The following is a 21243-nucleotide window of genomic DNA, read 5'->3' as shown; positions in this document are numbered from 1 at the left end:
ACCTCCGACCCCTCGCTTAGGAGGCGAGTGCTCTATCCAGCTGAGCTATGACGACACATGCCGCAAACCCTTGATTTTACTGGGTTTCTGGGATTTTTCCCTTCGGCCATATATAAGATTATCAACTCTTTTTCGAGTTGTCAATCTACAGATTTTTTTGATTTGGTAACATTAGAACGTTCCCCAATTTGGGGAATGCTTTGTTGTCACCATTAGCATTTTTCAGAATAGATTCGAACTGAAAGTTGTTTTTCATTTTTTCCCTTTGGGGAATGCCTCGGCTTTCTCTTAGGAGGCACTTGTTCTATCCATTAAACTGACAGGACAAATCTGTAGCTTCAATTGTACTATAATTACACACAAATTACAAGACTTTTCTTCTGTTCCGCCCTTACAATGGTTACTGTTCGTTAGAGCATGTTTGAAAAAAAGCTTTCTACAAGATGTGCATCATGAAGCAGTTACCACTTCCGAAACATAAATTGACGCACTATACGGTTGGCATCTGTATACTTGTAAGAGCTTTGGCACAGTGCTAGAATAGTAAAAGTTATATTTTTCAAATAGATTTTTAATTACCAGAAGGAGACTTCAGCCATGCAACAGGAATTCATTACAGTAACCTTCAATCGCACGAAGATCGCGATCCGATATGCAGACATTCTCTATGTAATCATGTCAGATGATCATTGCAGGATTCATATGTTTGATGGAAACATTTATCGCTGCCGAATGACACTGAAAGAATTAAAGAAACAATTGAATGAAGAATTTATGGAGGTAAAACGCGGCTGTATGGTAGCTGTGTCTGCAATCAGTGATATTCAAGACATGATTTTACTGTCTAATGGTGAGAAGATTTGCTATACAAAACGCAAAAAAAGGATGCTCAGAGAAGAACGGCAGAAAAAGCAGGAGCTTCTGATCGCAAAAATCAGTAAAAAAAAGCTGCCGCTGACAGCAGAGGAATATTGCAAATATTATAAAATATGTGATGCTCTTCCTTTTGCATTTACAGATATAGAAATGGTATTCAATGAAGAAAAAAAGGCAGTGGACTGGATCTTCCGATATGGAAATGAAGCGTTGGCTACTCTGGAAAAGCTGCCCTTAGACAAGATGATCGGAAATTCCTTTTCCAGTCTTTTTTCCAATATGGATGCGAAATGGCTTCAGGTTTATGAACGTGCCACCTTGTATGGTGAAACACTGGAAATCATGGATTATAGTCCTGAAATAGATACGAATCTGAAAATTATATGTTTTCCTACATTTCCAGGACACTGCGGATGCATTTTGTTTAATGCAGACAAAATGAAATCTATAAGTGAAGAAAATTATCTGGTCAGATTGGTTGAAGTTTCCATGAAAAGTAATTCTTCTAAATAAAAAATGTCGTTTTACCGCTTATCAGGTTAATTTACCGCAACAAAAAAATTGTTTCGCTATAATTCGATTGTTCCCCTGATATATTCATGCTATATTTCTATTAGATATCATTTTTGCAATTAATTAAGATTTTCAGCAGAGAATATCTAAATTTTTTGCAGGATAAGGGGGGAACCGTATCATGAAAAGAAAAAAACAGTTGCTTTGATTACCGCTGCATTGACACTTTCCATGACTACCTGTGGCAGTTTCACCGTAATTGCCGCATCAGAATTAACAGCAGAAAGCAAACCAGCCACCCAGTATACCATTGATGCAAATCAGGAAGTTTATGCATTGCTGGATTTCGAGGATACTGCGGAGTTTGAAAATGCTACAAAGGGTCTTATTGCTTCTCCGGATACTCTGGATATTTATGATGAGAACGGGAAACTTGTATGGAGTCAGACAGCATATGCTTTTCTGGATCAGGATGCTCCGGATACAGCGAATCCAAGTCTTTGGAGAGATACACAGCTGAATCATATTTATGGTCTTTTTGAAGTAACCGATGGAATCTATCAGGTGCGTGGCTATGATATGTCAAATATCACTTTCATAAAAGGCGATACGGGATGGATTGTAGTAGATCCACTGATGAGCATGGAATGTGCGGCAGCGGCTTTTACCCTGGTGGAAGAGAACCTTGGTACTTTTCCTGTAAAGGCAGTAATTTACAGCCATTCCCATATTGATCATTTCGGTGGAGTCAGGGGAATTATTTCGGAAGAGGATGTGCAATCCGGTGATGTGCAAGTAATTGCACCGGAGGGCTTTGAGAAGCATGCTGTCAGCGAGAATATTTATGCAGGTACTGCTATGGGGCGCAGAGCAAGCTATCAGTATGGAACAATGCTTGAGGCCAGTGAAACAGGAGCTCTTGCTATTGGTATTGGTATGGGGCAGTCCAGGGGCAGCACAAGTTATATTTCTCCTACACTTGAAATCACACAAACCGGTGAGAAGCATACTATTGATGGAGTGGAACTTGAATTTCAGCTTACTCCGGGTACCGAAGCACCGGCGGAGATGAACTTCTGGATTGGATCGAAAAATGCTTTGTGGATGGCTGAAAACTGTACAGGAACACTCCACAACCTGTATACACTCCGCGGAGCCCAGGTACGTGACGGAAACGCATGGGCAGAGTACATTATGGAATCTCTGGCACTTTATGGTGATCAGGCAGATGTAGTATTCCAGTCTCATAACTGGCCACATTGGGGAAAGGATATTATTCAGGAATATATGACCAATACTGCAGCTGTGTATAAGTTTATTAACGACCAGACATTGCTTTACATTAATGAAGGTTATACGGAGACAGAGATTGCTAATATGATCCAGCTTCCCAAGGAGTTGGAGAAAGTCTGGTATACCCGTCAGTATTATGACACAGTTTCTCATAATTCGAAGGCAGTATATGAGAAATACATGGGGTGGTATGACGGTAATCCTGTCCATCTTGCTGAACTTACACCATCGGATTATGCACAAAAGCTGGTAGAATATTTCGATGACACAGATGCGGTTCTTGAAAAAGCAAAAGAAGATTTTGCAAAGGGAGAATATCAGTGGGTTGCCCAGATTACCAATACGCTGATTTTTGCTGATCCGGAAAATATGGATGCACGTTATCTTTGTGCAGATGCATTAGAACAATTGGGGTATCAGGCAGAATCCGGTCCATGGCGCAGTGCTTACCTTTGTGCGGCACAGGAGCTGCGAAATGGTACAAATACCGATGATGCAACGCGAGGCAATGGTAACGGTGATGTTATTTTACATATGACACCTGAAATGATTTTGGATTATCTGGGAATTCTTGTAGATACAACGAAGGTTCCGGATCTGACGTTTACAGCAAATCTTATATTGCCGGAAGGTAATTATGTACTCCGCGTGAAAAATGGTGTACTTCTTTATCAGAAAGATACACAGGATGCGGATGCGGATGTGACATGGACTACCAAACGTGCCGGACTGCTGTCTATTATTCAGAAAAACACGGAAAATATTGCAGCTTTGATCCAGCAGGAGGGTGATGAGACCTGCCTGACACGATTGATGGATGCTGTTACTGTTACCTCCGAGTATAACTATTTTAATATTATCGAGCCATAAAATTTGGTGCTGGAAGCGTGACATACCTGTTGTTGCAGGCGTGTCGGTTTCCTATATGTTTAGAGAGTGTTTAACCGAATCAAGTAAGTCCCCTGGGGCGATTGCAAAAAGCAATAAGCAGTGGGTGGGAACTTGCTTGTATCAGGAGAAGTGCAAGCTCCTTCAGATAAACTGCGAAGCAATTATTCGGTTATGAGCAAGTAGCAAAGCGGATCTGGAATATCCGCTTGACAAAATCATAAATACTTACAGGAGGATATGGATATGAAAAGATTTGCAGCTCTTATAGCCAGTGCAGCATTGGTGCTGTCAGGCTATTCCAGCAATGTGCAGGTATTTGCAGCAGCTGCTGACAGTGAGACAGATGAAAATATATGGGAGACTGTGGAAGATGCTTATGTTTATGCATTTCCACTGGTGCTTATGGATGCGACTGAGATTTCAGCAACGAACACAGAGGAAGCTGTTACCGGGAAAGCACCTGTAAATCAGTTTATACACAGTGTTGCACAGGCAAATGCACAATTCAGGAATGTGGTAACTCCTAATGTGGATACGATCTATTCACAGGTATGGTATGATCTGAGCGAGGAACCAATGGTCTATGAGCTTCCGGAAACAGATCGTTTTTGTAAGGTTCAGGTGCTGGATGCCTGGACAAACACTGCCGCAGTTCTTGATCAGGCAGGTGCATATGCAATTACTCTTTCTACATGGGAGGGAGAACTGCCTAAGGGCGTTACCCGTATAGATGTTCCCACATCCATGGCATGGTCTATCACCAGAACCATTTTATCAGGAGAAGAGGATTTGCCAAATGTGCGTGCCATTCAGGAAAAAATGAAACTAATGCCACTTTCCAATTATATATCTGGAGATACTTATGAGCCTCCAAAGGGCAGCTATAGCGAAGAGAATAATTATGTTCCTGTTGATAAGGTTCTTTCCATGGATCCGGTTACATTTTTTAATAAGGCTAATGAATTAATGGTAAAGAATTCTCCGGCAGCTGCAGATAAGGAAATGCTTGAAAAAATAGCTGCTGTGAATGTAGGACCTGGTATGGAATTTGATGCTTCTGTTCTTACCGGTGATGTTGCCAAAAGCTGGAAAACAATGCTGACAGAAATTCGGCCAAAGCTTGTTAAAGAGGGAATGAAATTCTCAAAGAAGCTTGGCCAGTGGAGTTATTTTGGTGCACCAATCGGAGATTGTAACACAGAATATGCTTATCGTGCACTGGTAGCACTTGCAGGGCTTGGTGCCAATACCGTTGAGGTTGCATTGTATGCCAAGACAGAACAGGATGCGGATGGAAATCTTCTGACAGGAGAGAAGTCATATACCCTTCATTTCGAAAGCTATCCGCAGGTTCTTGAAGGAGGCTTCTGGTCTGTGACTGCATATGGGGATGATGATTTCCTGATCGATAATCCTATTGATCGTTACTGCATAAATGACCGTTCCGGTTTGAAAGCGAATGAAGATGGCTCTGTTGATGTTATTCTGTCTAAAGATGCACCGGAGGATACCACAAACTGGCTTCCTGTGGGTGACGGTGGCTTCCACCTGTATATGCGTATCTATACACCTGATATGGATGCACTGGACATCTGGACGGCACCAACCATTACAGAGCTTGATCCGGCAAACGTAAATTAGATATTTCCGCAGAACACATTTATCAGGTAAAAAGGATCCCTCGCAAGGTAGAAGGCTAACAAGCCTCGACCTTGCCGGGATCCTTTCATTTACATTCCTTTCATTTTAAAATCAGCTTTCCCATTCTGTTTCACCTTATACAAAGCCATATCTGCGCTTTTACAAAGAGACATAACGTCTTCTCCCTGTTCCGGGAATGCAGCTCCGCCTGCGCTGGCTGAAAGCTCTACAACCTCTCCTGTAGGCAGTGTAAGCTGGGAAATCATCCTCTGAAACGTTTCCATATAAGTCCGCGCCATTTCCCCTGTAAGATTCTTCAGGTAAACCACAAATTCATCACCGCCATACCGGCCGATTATGCTATCCTCCGGGAAACAGCTTTTCATAGTTTTCGCAAAATGCTTCAGGCAGAAGTCTCCATTGTTATGACCGTAAGTATCATTATAAATTTTAAAATTATCTACATCAATAAAGATGAAGATGCCTGGCGTTTTTTTACGCAATTCTTCTTCCACGGCAATCTGAAAAGCTCTGCGGTTCAGAATTCCGGTAAGAGGATCTGTAGTAGACAATCCCATGTACATTTTCTTATCTTTTTTCTCCAACAGCACAAGGGTCAGCATGTACAGTATCGTGAATCCTACCAGAATACTTCCATATACTCCGCCCCAGGCGGAAAACTGCTGGGTAATATCAGAAATATTCTTATTTGTCAGTTCAACGATCACATACCAGCCTGGCATAACAGAAATACTTCTATAGGAAATTGTAGATTCCTCTCCTCTGATAATAGCGGAAAATCTCCCATCCTTCTTTCCGGAACGCATGTCCTTTATCCACTGGTTGTAGGAATAACCTGCATCATACTGGAAATACTTCTGCTGAAGCAAAAGATTGTTCCAACTGCCAGACGGGCCGGAATTGTCACTAACACAGGTAATAAAATTTTCTGAATCGGCCTTTAACAGATGAATGCTGATCTTGCCCTGAAGAAGCTCATACTCACCCAGCTGTCTGAGATTTTCGATCATAATCGACACATAAAGTGTATGAACCAGTGAAGTATCCCCTACTGGCACAAAAACAGTCATGGTCATATTTCCAGTTCTGCTGGACTGGTAAGGATCCGAGTTAAAAGAAGTATCTGAAGCCAACGCCGCCTCATCCAGCTTCTTCTTTTTGATATCGGAAACAGCGCAGCTGCTGCTGCCATAAATTTCGCCATCATTCATAATAAAACCAATATCACCGAAAACAGTCTTGTCAAGATTTTTCTCCAGCTGTTCCAGGATTTCCTCCGGTTGGGCATTTTCCATAGACCGGATCATCTTTATATCTTCCTGTACATAGTTCTGAAGATATTCCATAGAATCATTCATCTTTTCCGCGTACAGGCCTGTGATCAGCTCCAGATGCTCTGTATTGAAATTCCGCGCAATTCTGCTCAGGTGAAAGTATGCCGCCACGATAATGACAAGGCAAACTGCCAGATACAAAGCCAGCAGGACTTTTCTTTTTGTTTTATTTTTTCTTCGATCTTTCATGAGACAGCATTCTCCATAAGGTAATCAGAATCAACCATAATAACTCCGGTATCAAAATACTTCTGCTCTGATTTTTCTCCCTTTATAAGAGAATTCAGGGAAAGCATTCCCAGATATCCCATCTGATCCTGTTTCTGCAGCACAGTCACTGCATGATACTCCGGATTCTGAAGCATCTGTTTCGTTTCGTCCGCCAGGTCAAAACCCACCAGCACTACATCTGTTCTTTCTTCTTCAAAAAGAGTATTTACGATGCCGACAGTAGATGTGTTATTACAGCCGAAAAAGCCCTTTATATCTGCATTTTCTCTCAATAATGCAGAAGCATCCGATTGTGCCTTTTTCGTATCACCGCCATTAACTCTTATATCCTGAACGATTTCCCACTGCTCCGGTGCATTGCCCGCCCAGAAATTCAGGAATCCGGAAACACGATTTACCATTGCCTGTGAACTATCCGATGACAACTGGATTCCCACTTCCAGTGGGTCTGTGGGTGAATTTCCTGCATCATACAGCAACTCCAGCATTTCTTTCGCTGCCATTTCTCCGGCATCTATATTATCTGTCATGTAACAGGCATCAAATTCGCTGCTGTTAATAGAAGAATCAATAAGTACTACCGGAATATCCTTTTCCCGTACCTTCTGACAGCTGTCTGCCAGTGAATTGGAATCTGCCGGAGCCAGCAGGATTCCGTCAGCGCCTTGCTCCATAGCCTGGTTCATCAGGTCAATCTGACCGGAAATGTCAGTTTCGTTATCAATTCCGCCAAGATAAACCGCTTCATCCAGTTTTTTTGCAGCTTCTGTTATACCATCTATTACCTTCTCCCAGTAAGCACCATGATAATTTTTCAGAATAACATATATTTGCTTATCGCTTTCCGGATTAGAAATACAGGTATAGTCCACCATAGCGGGCTGCTCTGCTGCCTCCTCCATGTTTGCCTTCGAACTCCCCGAGCAGCCTCCCAGCAGAACAGATGCCACTCCCACAAAAATCAACCGATATGCTTTCGTTCGTCTCATTTTTTCCCCAGTACTTATACTCCAAATTGTAACGCTTGCAGCGCAGATATTGAATAGTTACCAGATATTTTACATTTTTGCATATATTTTTTGTGTATATCTGACATATTATATGCCTGATGTATAAGGGCTGTCAATGTCTATTCTTCACGATTCCCAGTCTGCATCCTCCGTTTCTGATTTCTGTTATCTATTTTTCATACTCCTTAACCTTCTTTTCATACTCTTCCTGGTTTTCTATTACATGTTTTACAATATGTCCATGGCTTTTCTTCTTGGCAGCCAGATTCCGGCCAGGACGTTCGGCATATTGATCTTCGGGAATCTCCAATGCATTTGCCACAGCATGAATAATTCCGTTGCTGCTGTATGTGGCTCCGCTGACAGCATCAATGTTCAGACTTTGTTCCTCTTTCATCTCTTCAATTACAACTGGCGCAGCTTTAAAAAAATATTCTTCTGTGTCACAGTATGAGAAGATGGAAATATCCGTTACCTGCTGATTTTCCACAGTAACCTGAACTTCTACATCACCACGAAAAGCATCGGCAGATCCTGTATATACGCCATCGACAAGGTTCCGGAAGCGGCCTGCAGAAATAAATTCAGCCTTGTCCGCAGCTTTATCATCAGAACCATTCTCCGCAGTCTCTGAAGTTCCTGCCTCCTTCAAAGCATTCTGTACAGCCTGAATCAGCCCCTTACTACTATATGTAGCACCGGATACGGTATCTGCATTCGTATTCTGCTGTCCGATTATTGCAGAAAAGATTTCAGCTTTCGCTTTTTCCATATAAGACTTGTCATCCTCATAACTATCCAGTGTAAGACTGGTTATTTTTCCGTCCGCCACACTTACAGTGACACGTATCGCTCCACGATAGCCCTCACCTGTTCCAGTATAAGTACCGTCTTTATATCTGAAACCTTCAACAACACCGCCTGCTATATTTCTATCCTTCGTATAGCTTCTCGCCGTAAGGAGCTGGGAAGCCCCAATCATCACACACGTGAGCAATACTCCGATCACCATTCCATATTTAATTCCAAAATGCACATTTCCTTTCGGGCACCAGCTAATGCACTGCTGGCACGCAATGCACTCTCCACCTGTAACTTGTTCCTTTTTCGTAAAATCAATTCCCATGCTGCATTTCGCAGTACACAAAGAACAGGCACTGCATTCTCGTCCGAGCTTTTCGATTTTCAAAAATGCACCTCTGGAAATCAGTGCATACACCGCTCCCATTGGACAGAAATATCTGCAAAAGAATCTCTTTACCAACACTGATCCTGTCAAAATCACCAAGAGTAAAATTCCCCCCACCGAGCACAAAGGCTTCACTCCCGGCCAATGTCCAGGCACAATATACTGGCCAAATATTTCCCACGGACCTTGCTTTTTCCAGGTCAAAACACCACTCCATATAAATATTACAAAATAAACAAGTACTCCATATTTTGCCAGTTTCAGAACTCTGTCAGCTTTCTTGTATATTTCTGGATTTCTGTTCCGCCTCCAGCTGCCTTTTCCCAGCTTCCGCGCTGCAAACCACAAGAAATCCTGCACAGCTCCAAAGCTGCAGAAAAATCCGCAAAAAAATCTCCCCACCAGTACACTTCCTGGCACTGTCGCGATTAGTACATACACCGAATACCTGACACTCTCCCAGGAAATACTTCCAGCATAGATCTGGGAAAAGATATCTCCAATAGCTGTAAATCCTGTTACGAACAGTTCTGGGATTAAGATAAACGACAGTAGTTGGATAACTATTTTTATCCAGTTGTTCTTTCTATTTTTCATTTTTTAGCTGCTTCTTTTTGTAGGCTATCTTTTTTCAACTGCTTCCAAAATTTCCATTTCACAAACACCGAAAGCCTATCAATAATCATAAAAAAGCACTCCCTTCCAAGTAATAGTATACTCAAAAAAGAATGCCTTTTCTATCATTTTCACATTATTTCTTCACTTTACCGAAAGCTATACATCATCCCAACAACGCCTTCATAATCCCCACATAACATCTGAATACATTTGTCAGATCTTCCACCTCCGCATATTCATCAATGGTATGCGCCAGATTTTCCCTTGCAGGTCCCATTCCAATAGTACGTATGCCTGCCTCTCCTGCATAATGGCTTCCATTTGTACAAAAATTGTAGGTAGTTACCTCTGGAGAAAATCCATCTTTTTCTAGTTCGGATTTTATTTTTGCTACCCACTCCTCTTCTGCGCCAAACAGCCAGCCTGGGAAAAAGCGTTCTCCCTGGATTTTTTCTCCGGTGTAGCATTCCTCTTTTCCCACTGCATAAGAAACCTTATAGGAAAACTGCGGATCCTTTTTCTTCAGCTCTTCCATTTTTTCAATAATTGGCTGAATCACGCTTTCCTTGGTTTCACCTACCAGAAGTCTGCGGTCATAGGTCGCACGGCAGTATTCTGGAACAACGGAGGCTCCTGGATATGGGGAAGATTTTACGTCTGTCAGCTCCAGGATTCCTTTTCCAAGTTTATTCTGGACAGGCGGTTCGATCGCGCGGATAGCCTGAATGGCCTCACACATTTTATATACTGCATTTACGCCCTTTTCCGGGTTTGCTGAATGTGCCGGGACACCAAAGGTCTCAACCACAATTTCCGCACGGCCACGCTGGCCTACCTTCAAATTCATTTCAGAAGCTTCACCAATTACCACATAATCCGGTTTTACTTTCTCACTTATTTTTCGCGCAGCAACACCTTCGAAGCATTCTTCATGCACAACACCGGCCACATATACATCTCCGGCAAAATTTTTCCCATTTTCCACCGCATATCTATGCGCAGCAACTGTAAATGCAGCTACCGCACCTTTCATATCAGCAGCTCCTCTGCCATAAAGCTTTCCATCTTCAACAACTGCATGAAATGGATCATGTTTCCAATCCTTTAAATTTCCAACTGGAACCGTGTCTATATGTCCATCAAACAGGACTTTCGAACCAGGATTTTTTCCTTTAATATGACCGATCACATTTCCGTAGCAGTCAGTTTCTATCTCATCGAAAACACCGGTCTCTTTCATATACGCCTTTAAAGCTTCCGCCGCTTTATCCTCGTGTCCTGAATAGCTCTGACAGTTTATCAGACTTTTTGCCAGCTCAATTACTTTTTCGTCCCATTTTTCACTCATGGCCTATTGCTCCTCCTCGTCCGTCTTCGTACGGATCATTGCCTCCAGAATTTTCACACAGCCTTCGATTCCAAAAGTCTCTCTGTTTATAGTAAGATCCTTCTTTTTCTTATGGCTCCATTTTCCCATGGAGTAAAAACGGTAATAATTGTTCCGCGCCGCATCCATTTTCCGCACCAGCTTTTTGGCTTCTTTGGCAGAAATGTGGTGCTTCTTCATAATGTTGTCAATACGAAAGCTCTCCGGAGCATAAATAAACACACTCAGTACATCCGGCTCATCGTGAAGCACATAATCTGATAACCTGCCTATGATGATACAGGATTCCTTTGCATACAGGTCTCTCATGATCTGTGCTTCCTGATGAAAAAGCTTATCCTCCTGTGCAGAATTAATGCGTCCGTTTCCAAGATAAGGATCCATAAAACGCCGTTCCACGTTTTCGTCATATCCACACACAGAATTAACATCCACTCCTGATTTTGCAGCTGCCCTGGCAAGCAGTTCTTTATCATAGAGCTTTACTCCCAGACGTTCTGAAAGTACTTTTCCTATTTCATGACCTTCTGCACCGAATTCACGGCTGATAGTCAGTACAAAATGCTTTCCCATGATTTTCCTCCTGGATTTTATGTTTTTCTCAAAATTCTACGAACTACTGTTTTCATTTTGCATAAATTATATTTTCGCTTTTCTGTTTGCTTACAAAAAGTGCCACGTGAAACATTACTTGCAAACAGTAATTCTTATGATACCTTATACAAGCTCTCGTTTTTTTCCTTTTCTATCTCCTGTTTTTCATATATCTTTTCCACATATTTGCTGGTAAAAGCACGCATTACAGCAAAGTAACCTAAACGAAAGCAAATCCTGTCTCCAGTCTTAAATTCTTTCTCGCAGTCCGTTACATCCACAATCAGATGATCGCTACTGGCTCCGATGATTTCCACGCCTTCATCTACCGGCCACATGGTTTCTACGTCAACATCCTGTCTGCCAAGGGCACAGATGGCTCTCTTTCGAATTCCCCTGTCTGTAAAAACAGGCACATGACCATAACTGTCCGCACCAATCTTTCCGATCGGCATAGACGGCTTTTCTTTAGATTCAATGATCTCAGCTTCCATGATAAATGCGTCGTTGCTGGTTCCCGGCAAATACTCATAGTTTGTCCGTTCTCTGCCAAACAGCACAGACTCACCAAGACGAAGGTTATTGATTCCTTCCGGAATCCCGTTTTCCAGCATCAGGTGAATAGTCGCAGAATTGCCACCACTGATACATACAGATGCATCGTATTTCTTTGCCAGACCAAGAAGCCGGTTCATTTTTTCCTCATCAGACTGTACAAAAGAAAAACAGGTCAGATTTGTACCAAGTCCATACAAATCCAACCCCTTTGCCTGCTTTGCATAGTTTATCGCTTCTGCCAGATGTTCTTCTTTAAAATAGCCTTCCCGCAGATCTCCCAGATCCACCATCAGAATTACTTTGTGTTTCTTTTTCAACTGTATGGCCTGTTGGTTAAGTGCTTTCAGTGTCTCAAGCTCAGAGTTTACCGACACATCACAGAACTGCACCACTTCTCTCGCCTCAGATATAGATGGCATACGGATCAGCCACTTTTCACAAGGCAGATTTTCATAATTTCTGATGTTTTCAATTCTGGAATCTCCCAGCCTTTTTATCCCCTGGTTCACCAGAGTCTGAGCAATCCTTTCCTCGCCACCAAAAACTTTGGTTACACCAGTTATTTCTATATGATGTTTTTCAGTCAGATCTTTCATGACTCTTACATTCTCTGCAATTTTATCCAGATTGATATGTATGCATGGATACAACTTTGACCACGCTCCTTATTAGATGATATGAGTGGCCCAAACTCTTCTGCCGTCCTGTCCACTGCAGTTTTTTTGCTTATTTAATGCCACAGATTGCAAATGAGGCCGGCAGATAAAAACACACTATAGGTGCATAGCTGCCAGCTTTCATAACAATATTGACTGAGCATAGATACTAGTTTTCAATTTACAGCACACTTGCAAGGAAGTTCCTGCATCTTTCCGTCTTCGGATGTGCAAACATTTCTTCCGGTTTTTCCTCTTCTACAATGTAACCGTCATCCATAAAAATGATTCTGTCCGCAACATCTCTTGCAAATCCCATTTCATGTGTAACTACAACCATAGTCATACCTTCTCTGGCAAGCTCTTTCATAACGTCCAGAACTTCTCCAACCATCTCCGGATCCAATGCACTGGTAGGCTCATCAAACAGCATAATCTTCGGGTTCATTGCAAGCGCACGGGCAATTGCCACACGCTGTTTCTGACCACCTGATAAGGTTACAGGATACACGTCCTTTTTATCCAGCAATCCAACTCTGTCCAGAAGCTGTTCTGCCTTTTTTACAGCCTCCGCTTTTGACATTTTTTTCAGCATAGTTGGTGCCAAAGTCATATTCTGCAGCACAGTATAGTTTGGAAAAAGATTAAAATGCTGAAATACCATTCCAATATTTTCACGGAACTGATTGATTTTCTTAATCTCGGAAATATTTTCTCCAAGAATCACAATATCGCCATCCTGCTTCTCTTCCAGTTTGTTCAGGCATCTGAGCAGGGTGGATTTTCCGGAACCGGACGGTCCGATCAGGCAAATCACTTCGCCCTCTTCTACATTAAAGGAGATGTCCTTCAGAACTTCCAGATCTCCAAATACTTTATGTAAATGTTTTACCTCGATAATTGCCATAATTCATTTCTCCTAACGTTTATCATAGCTGAGTCTGCGCTCTACTTTCTTGGAAAGCCATGTAAGAGCTGTAATCAATACAATATAAATGATTGCGGCATAGGAATATAATTCAAAGGCTTTGTAGTTTCTTGCAATAATGGTTTTGGCAGTCATTGTCAACTCATTAACACTGATTGCGGAAAGAATTGCAGTATCTTTCAGGCTGCTGATAAACTGGTTCATAAGAGACGGGATCATAATTTTTACCGCCTGTGGAAGAACAATTTTTCTCATAGTCTGAAAATAGCTTAAACCAAGACTTCTCGCTGCTTCCATCTGACCATAATCAATGGCCTGAATACCTGCCCGGAAAATTTCTGCCATATATGCAGAAGCATTAATTCCCAAAATAATAATTGCAGCCAGCACCAGGGTCAGGGAGTTTTTAATTACGCCAAAATACAAAAAAAGCGCCAGAATCATAAGCGGAATACCTCTTATAATTGTGATATACACACTGGCAATCTTCTGTAAGATACGACTATTGCTGATAGAAAAAATACAAAGTATAATACCAAGCGCCACCGCCAGGAGAATACCAAAAATCGCTATTATAATTGTCAGTTTCAGACCTTCCATCAGCCGTGGAAAGTATTCAACAAAATTAGAAAAATAATCTGCCATATTGTACCTCTTTATTATCGGATTTCTTTTTGTTTCCCTTTAAAAAGTTCCTTTTATTGCTGTTTGCTCCATTCAGCCCAAATATTTTCCGCAACATTACCTGCAAACAGCATCCATTTTTCAATAAGTTTGTTTTCCTGTAAAAAGTGCAAGGGAGAACGCTTTTTATATGCGTTCTCCCTTGAATGCCTTTTTACGATTCAGTTTTACTTTTCAATGATTATTTCTTCTGCTCATAACATTTCAACACCTTACAGTTATGAGTAAAAATATATTTTCCGTTGACTTTAATATTGCTTTATTATGCAGCTTTCTGTCTGTCTTTTTTATTCATATTCAGCAATAATCTCATCATATTTGCCGTTATCTCTGATTTTCTGAAGTCCTTCGTTAAACATTTTAAGAAGATCAGCATTCTCGCCTTTCTTTACAGCAAATCCATTCTGAGGTGCTTCCTCGATTGCGTCAATGGCAACTTTCAGATCTTCCTGCTCACCAATCTTGATCTGATAGCTGATTACCGGATAATCCTCGATAAGGAAATCAGCCTGTTTGTTTGCAACTGCCATCATCATACTTACAGAATCCGGATAAACAGTTGTCTCAAATCCGTATTCATCAGCATGATCTTCACACCACAGCTGACCGGTAGTTCCTTCCTTGCATGCTGCAACTTTTCCCTTAAGATCATCAAAATCAGAAATGGAATCATCATCCTTATTTACAACCAGTGCAGAACCAGATTCATAATATCCATCAGAGAAATCAACGCTCTCTTTTCTCTCATCTGTGATATTCATTCCTGCAATAGAACCATCAATTGTTCCTGAAACCAGTGCCGGGATGATACCTGAGAAATCCATAGGAGTCAACTCATATTCGAATCCCTCTTCCTCTGCAATTGCAGCCAGAAGTTCTACATCAATTCCTTTATAACTTCCATCATCCTGCTGAATGGAAAATGGAGCATATGCCTGGTCACATGCGATCTTGTAAACTTTCTCATCATCTGCAAATACCTGAGTTGCACCAAGGCCAGTCATCAGTCCCATTGTAAGTACCAGTCCCATTGAAATTGTTTTGAATTTTTTCATAGTTGATTTCCTCCTCGTAAAAAGATTGTTTTTAAGCCTGGAAACAAAAAAGGCGCAGACACATTGAAGTGTTCTACGCCTTTGTAGTTTCGTTTGCTTTTTGATAGTTCTGCATTATAGGAGCTTTTTTCGAAGTTGTCAAGAGCTTTTTTATTAACTTTGAGATTGTTTTTATAACTTAAATTAGAGCGTGTTTGAAAAAGGCTTTCTACAAAATGTGCGTCACAATTTGTGGGAGATTTCGCTCGGATGAGGGCGTCGTAGCGGGCTGCGGCGACCGAATTCGGGTGAAATATACCGCAAAGTGGGGCATGCAGATTGCGGGAATGATTTTTCAAACACGCTCTAGATGAATCTAAAGATTCGTCTAAAAATGCAGCTGCCCCTGCAGCCAAATCAGCCCCTTAAATCTGCGTCCCACAGCCGGTTCGCCCAGCAGATCCGCACAGTTTATACACACATCGAACTGGATATCATTGCACTCGATAGTCATCTGGCACAGTTTCTCACCAGTGAGAATGTTCTTAAAATTCACAAAATCCACGATTTCGCCCATCACACTATACTGATCACATTCAATTCCATGAGGCATAAAACAGGTATCCACAATTGTCAGCACATCATCTGTAACAATACGCTCAGAAATCATGGAATACATATCCATATCTTCCATTGTAAGGTCTTCCATGGCTTCTTCATCACCATTTCTGGCAGCCGCGATCAGATTATTGCGGTTTTTTGTCAGCTCCCGCTCTACTTTTACAGCTTCTTTATCTTTCTGGACCGGAAAAAGGATCTTCCCTTCTCTTGCCAGTCCTGTAATCGTCAGTGGCTGTCCTTCACGCACATTCCCCTTATACTTCTCCAGCATATATTCTGCAGGATTCTGAAGATAAAAGATCAAAGTCACGCCAAGGCGCATGTCATCACACGCCCCTGCGTAAGACTCTTTTTCTGCGTGTCTCTCCACGACTACACTCTCCTGAGAGGTGATTCCTGTGCCGCGAAAAAATGGAAATGAATATTCTACGTGAAACTCATTGTCTTCATCATACTGTCCACAGACTGTTATTCCACAGTCACAGCCATAATTCTTGGAATATTGTACAAAAACTCCATCCGGATGATTCTCCACTGCAATTTTCTCATCGTAAGTATTTATCACATCCTGAATGATTTCCTGCATTTCTTTACGTGACTTTACCTTTGAAAAGCCAACAGTTCTTAAATAACTATGCACATTATCACCTCCCTGTTAAGCAGTCTTATTGCAAATCAAACAACTTTTCAGATATTCTGATATTCTCCGGACCATCTGATATTTTACTTTTGATCTATTACTATTTTCAGCTCAAAGTCCAATTTTTGGTATTTTTGTGCTATTTCATTTTTAAGTCCAATTATTTGGACTTTTTCTCAATTTTTGTCATTCCACCCATGTATGGCTGAAGGGCAACTGGAATATTTACGCTTCCATCTGCATTCAGGTTGTTCTCAAGGAACGCGATCAGCATTCTTGGCGGAGCAACAACTGTGTTATTAAGAGTATGAGCAAGATATTTCTTGCCATCTTTTCCGTTTACACGGATTTTCAGACGACGTGCCTGTGCATCACCAAGGTTGGAGCAGCTTCCTACCTCAAAGTATTTCTTCTGTCTTGGAGACCATGCTTCAACATCCAGGGATTTCACTTTCAGGTCTGCCAGGTCACCAGAGCAGCATTCCAGTGTACGAACCGGAATATCCAGGGAACGAAACAGATCAACAGTGTTCTGCCACAGTTTGTCAAACCACATCTTGCTGTCCTCTGGATTGCAAACTACGATCATCTCCTGCTTCTCAAACTGGTGGATACGGTAAACGCCTCTCTCTTCAAGTCCATGAGCACCTTTCTCTTTACGGAAGCATGGAGAATAACTTGTAAGAGTTTTTGGAAGCTCTTCTTCCGGAATGATCTGGTCAATAAATTTACCAATCATAGAATGCTCACTGGTTCCGATCAGGTACAGATCCTCACCTTCGATCTTGTACATCATGGCATCCATCTCAGCGAAGCTCATAACACCTGTAACAACGTTACTTCTGATCATGAACGGCGGTACACAGTATGTGAATCCTCTGTTAATCATGAAATCACGTGCATATGCAATAACTGCAGAATGAAGTCTTGCGATATCCCCCATCAGATAATAGAAACCATTACCAGCAACACGTCTTGCGCTATCAAGGTCGATTCCGTCAAAAGCTTCCATGATTTCTGTATGATACGGAACTTCGAAATCCGGAACAACAGGCTCACCAAATTTCTCAATCTCAACGTTCTCGCTGTCATCTTTACCAATCGGTACAGATGGGTCAATGATATTCGGGATTACCATCATATCCTTCAGAAGCTCTTCCTCAACTTCTTTCTCTCTCTTGGAAAGTTCCTCAATACGCTCACCGGAAGCTGCAACCTGTTTCTTAACTTCCTCTGCTTCATCCTTCTTTCCTTGGCCCATAAGAGCACCAATCTGTTTGGAAATTTTATTTCTCTCTGCACGAAGAGCTTCTACTTCCTGTTTGATCTCGCGGTTTTCCTTATCCAACTCCAGAACCTTGTCAACCAGCTCCAGTTTGCTGTCCTGGAATTTATTGCGGATGTTCTGCTTTACGATTTCCGGGTTCTCTCTCACAAATTTGATGTCTAACATGTCTTCCTCCTGTACTGATACTTTTTTTTTCATAGCAAATATCTGTTTTATTTTTCCATATCTCTTTTTGCAGCAAGTATCTGTTTTATTTTTTCATATCTCTTTTTATGGCAAGTATCTGTTTTGTTTTTCGTTTTATAACAATATTGTCATTATTATTTATTTTTTATAACAATTTTGTCATTTTTCGCTGTTTTTTTATGACTTATATTCATTTTTTACCAACTGTTCGCAGCAACCAATTTACTCATCTTTTTCAATATTTTCCAAGCCAAAATTTACAGCTTTTCTAAGGGCTTCAAGTTCTTCCTGGCTCAACATTACATAGGACTCTCCCTTTACAATTTCTTTCAGATAAAGGAAGCAATTGTCTCTGCTGTGTACTGCATTCAAAATTACTCCGGAATTATCCTGATCCAACAAAGCCAGTGCAAAACTGAGTTTTCCGCCTACATCATCGAACGCATCATACTTTTCAACTCCATATTTGCTGAACATAGATTCCAAATGATGTTTGATAAAGCTGATGTCGTGCTCATGATCCTCTTTTGCTTCATAAAGGCGGTCAATCTGGGCGAATTTTCGTACAAAAACTTTCTCAAGAGATTGTGCGTCACTGCCTTTCATGAACATTTTGTATTTACGTTCCAAACGGCTAAGCCTCATTTTGCTGCTGAATACATTCACCGCCAGAACGATGGTCAGAATCAGCAGTAAAATAATAATGATACCCGGGTCAATTCCCAGGCTGTCAAAAATACTGCTCATGCACTCTCCTTATCTTATTGATTCAAACAACTCAATGATTCTTTCCAGTTCATCTCTGGAATAATATTCAATTTCAATTTTACCTTTATTATTTTTCTTTCTGTGGATAAAAACCCGGGTTCCCATAATGCCCTTCATTTTCTCCTCGAGACTCTCGTAAATCGCATCTTCAGCTGTATTTACCGTCTTCTGAGTTTTCTTCGGTGGCTCCACAATATGTTTTACCAGTTTTTCAGTCTCTCGAACGCTTAATTTCTCATCAAAAACCTTCATTGCCACACTTGTCTGCTTATCCTTGTCTGTAATTGCAAGAATTGCACGAGCATGCCCAGCTGAAATCATCTCATCAATCAGCATCTGCTGAACTCTTTCATCCAATTTCAAAAGGCGAAGGGAATTAGTCACTGCAGTTCTGCTCTTAGAAACGCGTTCTGCAATATTATCCTGTTTCAGCTTAAATTCATCGATCAGGCGCTTATAGGCCATCGCTTCCTCTATTGGATTTAAGTCTTCCCGCTGAATATTTTCAATCAGGGAAATCTCAACTACCTGCTGATCATTAAATTCCTTAATGATTACCGGAACTTCTTTCAATCCGGCAAGTTTGGCTGCCCTCCATCTTCTCTCGCCCGCAATAATTTCATAGTAATCGCCTTTATTCGAAACCAGAAGTGGCTGTAAGATGCCAAACTGCTTAATTGATTCAGATAATTCCAATAAAGCATCCTCATCAAACTGCTTGCGTGGCTGAGTTCTGTTTGGCTCTACCTTTGAAATCTTCACAAGCATTTCAGATTTCTTCGGTTCTTCAACTACTGCAGCTTGTGCTGTATCTTTTGTTTCTGCAGCACTCTTCACTGCTGAAGCATTCAAAGAACCTTCTTCCTGCTGATGTAAGCTTTCATTTGTGGCAACTGGCTTTTGCTCCTGTTTTTTTTCAGCTGGCTTCACTGACTTCTCCGGGAAAAGAGCATCCAGACCTCTTCCAAGACCTTTCTTTTTAACTGCCATTACTCAACCTCCCTGTTTATCACTTCTTCCGCAAGAAGGCGATAAGCTTCTGCTCCTGTGGATCTCGGATCATAAAGAGTAATCGGCTGTCCGTAACTTGGAGCTTCTGCCAGTCTGACATTTCTCGGAATAATGGTCTTGTAAATATTCTGCTGAAGATTTTCCTTAACATTCTCTACTACCTGTAGCGATAAATTTGTACGGGCATCATACATAGTAAACACAACGCCCTCAATCTCAAGATCATTATTCAGCCTGTCCTTTACCAGATCAATAGTATGTATCAGCTGTGATAATCCTTCCAATGCATAGTACTCACACTGAATCGGAACCAAAACAGATGTCGCAGCAGTAAGTGCATTAATAGTAAGCATATTCAGAGATGGGGGACAATCAATAATAATATAATCATAATTATTCTTTATTTTGTCAGTAATCTCTTTCAATATGTATTCTTTATTATCAATACCAACAAGCTCAATCTCTGCGCCAGACAGATTTACATTTGATGGTATCAAATCTACATTTTCTACTACATCTTTGACAATCGTCTTCTCAACATCGGACTGTCCTACCAGAAGTTCATACAAGGTATCTTCTACTTCATTTTTATCAACACCTAATCCACTGGTAGTGTTTCCCTGAGGATCCATGTCAATTGTCAGAACTTTTTTTCCCTGTTCTGCCAGGCATGCAGAAAGATTAATGGCTGTGGTAGATTTACCAACGCCGCCTTTCTGATTAGCAACCGCAATCGTTCTGCCCAATATCAACCCTCCCTTTCATATTATTTAGGTTACTGTTCACACAACATTTTTATAAAAAGCAACATGTTTAATTGTAAAAAAGAAGCCTGCTTGCAGGATTCTCCACCTACGGCGGGGCACCTCGAGCGCCATCTAACTTTCTGCCGCAGTGTGATCCTGCCTAGTAGGGCTTTTTATATAATAGAAAATTTCAACAGAATTTCTTATTATATAAAAAATGTTTCACGTGAAACATTTTGCAATTTTTAATTGCACACAATAACCAAAGTTTATAGATCACATCACCATCCTACAGGTTCTGCAATCTTATCATATAGCTATTGCTATTATAACACTTTTAAATTTATCTCGCCACATAATGTTTCACGTGAAACATAGAAAATGGCATTTCTTTTCATAAAAATATTGTCTATTTTTATCTTCTTATTAATTATAACCCTAATTATGAGATTTTAAACATTTTTTATGGATATATTTGTTGTCAGTTAACATGTTAGAGCCCGTTTGAAAAATCATTCCCGCAAT

Annotated in this window: 18 protein-coding genes; 3 read left to right on the top strand and 15 right to left on the bottom strand. The window is 41.1% G+C overall.

What is annotated here, in order from left to right; translation table 11 throughout:
• The first annotated feature begins 597 nt into the window (after positions 1–597).
• The 3 genes from PGQ38_RS17500 (at position 598) to PGQ38_RS17490 (ending at position 5214) form a co-directional block, all read left to right on the top strand.
• Complete coding sequence (locus PGQ38_RS17500; protein WP_204454338.1) at positions 598–1389, top strand: LytTR family transcriptional regulator DNA-binding domain-containing protein; 792 nt, start codon at positions 598–600, stop codon at positions 1387–1389.
• A gap of 204 nt (positions 1390–1593) precedes the next feature.
• Positions 1594–3552: an alkyl/aryl-sulfatase gene (locus tag PGQ38_RS17495; protein WP_330674533.1), complete on the top strand. Its 1959-nt coding sequence runs from the start codon at positions 1594–1596 to the stop codon at positions 3550–3552.
• Between the two features lie 264 nt (positions 3553–3816).
• On the top strand, positions 3817–5214 hold the full coding sequence (locus tag PGQ38_RS17490) for a DUF1254 domain-containing protein (RefSeq protein ID WP_204454340.1): 1398 nt from the start codon (positions 3817–3819) through the stop codon (positions 5212–5214).
• A gap of 89 nt (positions 5215–5303) precedes the next feature.
• Here the strand turns inward: PGQ38_RS17490 and PGQ38_RS17485 are convergent, their stop codons facing one another.
• The 15 genes from PGQ38_RS17485 to PGQ38_RS17415 all read right to left on the bottom strand — a co-directional run bounded on the left by PGQ38_RS17485 (position 5304) and on the right by PGQ38_RS17415 (position 20718).
• Positions 5304–6758: a GGDEF domain-containing protein gene (locus PGQ38_RS17485; RefSeq protein ID WP_270432869.1), complete on the bottom strand. Its 1455-nt coding sequence runs from the start codon at positions 6756–6758 to the stop codon at positions 5304–5306.
• On the bottom strand, positions 6755–7789 hold the full coding sequence (locus PGQ38_RS17480; RefSeq protein WP_270432867.1) for an ABC transporter substrate-binding protein: 1035 nt from the start codon (positions 7787–7789) through the stop codon (positions 6755–6757). The genes PGQ38_RS17485 and PGQ38_RS17480 overlap by 4 nt, the downstream gene beginning before the upstream one ends.
• Positions 7790–7979: 190 nt before the next feature.
• Positions 7980–9596 carry an FMN-binding protein gene (locus PGQ38_RS17475; RefSeq protein ID WP_118580766.1) on the bottom strand — a complete coding sequence of 539 codons (1617 nt, stop codon included), beginning with the start codon at positions 9594–9596 and terminating at the stop codon, positions 7980–7982.
• A 184-nt stretch (positions 9597–9780) separates the two neighbouring features.
• Positions 9781–10965, bottom strand: coding sequence for a YgeY family selenium metabolism-linked hydrolase (locus tag PGQ38_RS17470; RefSeq protein ID WP_270432865.1), 1185 nt, complete (start codon positions 10963–10965; stop codon positions 9781–9783).
• 3 nt (positions 10966–10968) lie between these two features.
• Positions 10969–11577 carry a cytidylate kinase-like family protein gene (locus PGQ38_RS17465; RefSeq protein ID WP_204454345.1) on the bottom strand — a complete coding sequence of 203 codons (609 nt, stop codon included), beginning with the start codon at positions 11575–11577 and terminating at the stop codon, positions 10969–10971.
• A gap of 134 nt (positions 11578–11711) precedes the next feature.
• Positions 11712–12806, bottom strand: a complete 1095-nt coding sequence (locus PGQ38_RS17460) for an alanine/ornithine racemase family PLP-dependent enzyme (protein WP_148463068.1) — start codon at positions 12804–12806, stop codon at positions 11712–11714.
• Between the two features lie 187 nt (positions 12807–12993).
• A complete protein-coding gene (locus tag PGQ38_RS17455) occupies positions 12994–13719 on the bottom strand; it encodes an amino acid ABC transporter ATP-binding protein (RefSeq protein WP_148463067.1) in 726 nt (241 codons plus the stop codon).
• A gap of 12 nt (positions 13720–13731) precedes the next feature.
• On the bottom strand, positions 13732–14385 hold the full coding sequence (locus PGQ38_RS17450) for an amino acid ABC transporter permease (protein ID WP_148463066.1): 654 nt from the start codon (positions 14383–14385) through the stop codon (positions 13732–13734).
• Between the two features lie 326 nt (positions 14386–14711).
• Complete coding sequence (locus tag PGQ38_RS17445) at positions 14712–15479, bottom strand: transporter substrate-binding domain-containing protein (RefSeq protein WP_148463065.1); 768 nt, start codon at positions 15477–15479, stop codon at positions 14712–14714.
• Complete coding sequence (locus PGQ38_RS17440) at positions 15476–15874, bottom strand: DUF6783 domain-containing protein (RefSeq protein ID WP_204454363.1); 399 nt, start codon at positions 15872–15874, stop codon at positions 15476–15478. The genes PGQ38_RS17445 and PGQ38_RS17440 overlap by 4 nt, the downstream gene beginning before the upstream one ends.
• The gene (locus PGQ38_RS17435; RefSeq protein ID WP_195380101.1) at positions 15847–16719 is read right to left on the bottom strand and encodes a DUF3881 family protein; all 873 of its coding nucleotides are present in this window, start codon (positions 16717–16719) and stop codon (positions 15847–15849) included. The genes PGQ38_RS17440 and PGQ38_RS17435 overlap by 28 nt, the downstream gene beginning before the upstream one ends.
• 160 nt (positions 16720–16879) lie before the next feature.
• Positions 16880–18172, bottom strand: coding sequence for a serine--tRNA ligase (serS, locus tag PGQ38_RS17430; protein ID WP_148463062.1), 1293 nt, complete (start codon positions 18170–18172; stop codon positions 16880–16882).
• 243 nt (positions 18173–18415) lie between these two features.
• The gene (locus PGQ38_RS17425; RefSeq protein WP_118580781.1) at positions 18416–18940 is read right to left on the bottom strand and encodes a DUF4446 family protein; all 525 of its coding nucleotides are present in this window, start codon (positions 18938–18940) and stop codon (positions 18416–18418) included.
• Positions 18941–18949: 9 nt separating this feature from the next.
• Positions 18950–19951: a ParB/RepB/Spo0J family partition protein gene (locus tag PGQ38_RS17420; protein WP_173718484.1), complete on the bottom strand. Its 1002-nt coding sequence runs from the start codon at positions 19949–19951 to the stop codon at positions 18950–18952.
• Entirely contained in the window at positions 19951–20718 is a 768-nt protein-coding gene (locus PGQ38_RS17415) for a ParA family protein (RefSeq protein ID WP_148463060.1), read from the bottom strand. The genes PGQ38_RS17420 and PGQ38_RS17415 overlap by 1 nt, the downstream gene beginning before the upstream one ends.
• Positions 20719–21243: the final 525 nt, after the last annotated feature.

The sequence above is a fragment of the Blautia faecis genome (assembly GCF_027662325.1).
GTDB classification, from domain to species: domain Bacteria; phylum Bacillota; class Clostridia; order Lachnospirales; family Lachnospiraceae; genus Blautia_A; species Blautia_A faecis.
Note: the sequence above shows the minus strand (reverse complement) of the source record. Positions and strands in the feature narration are given on the sequence as shown.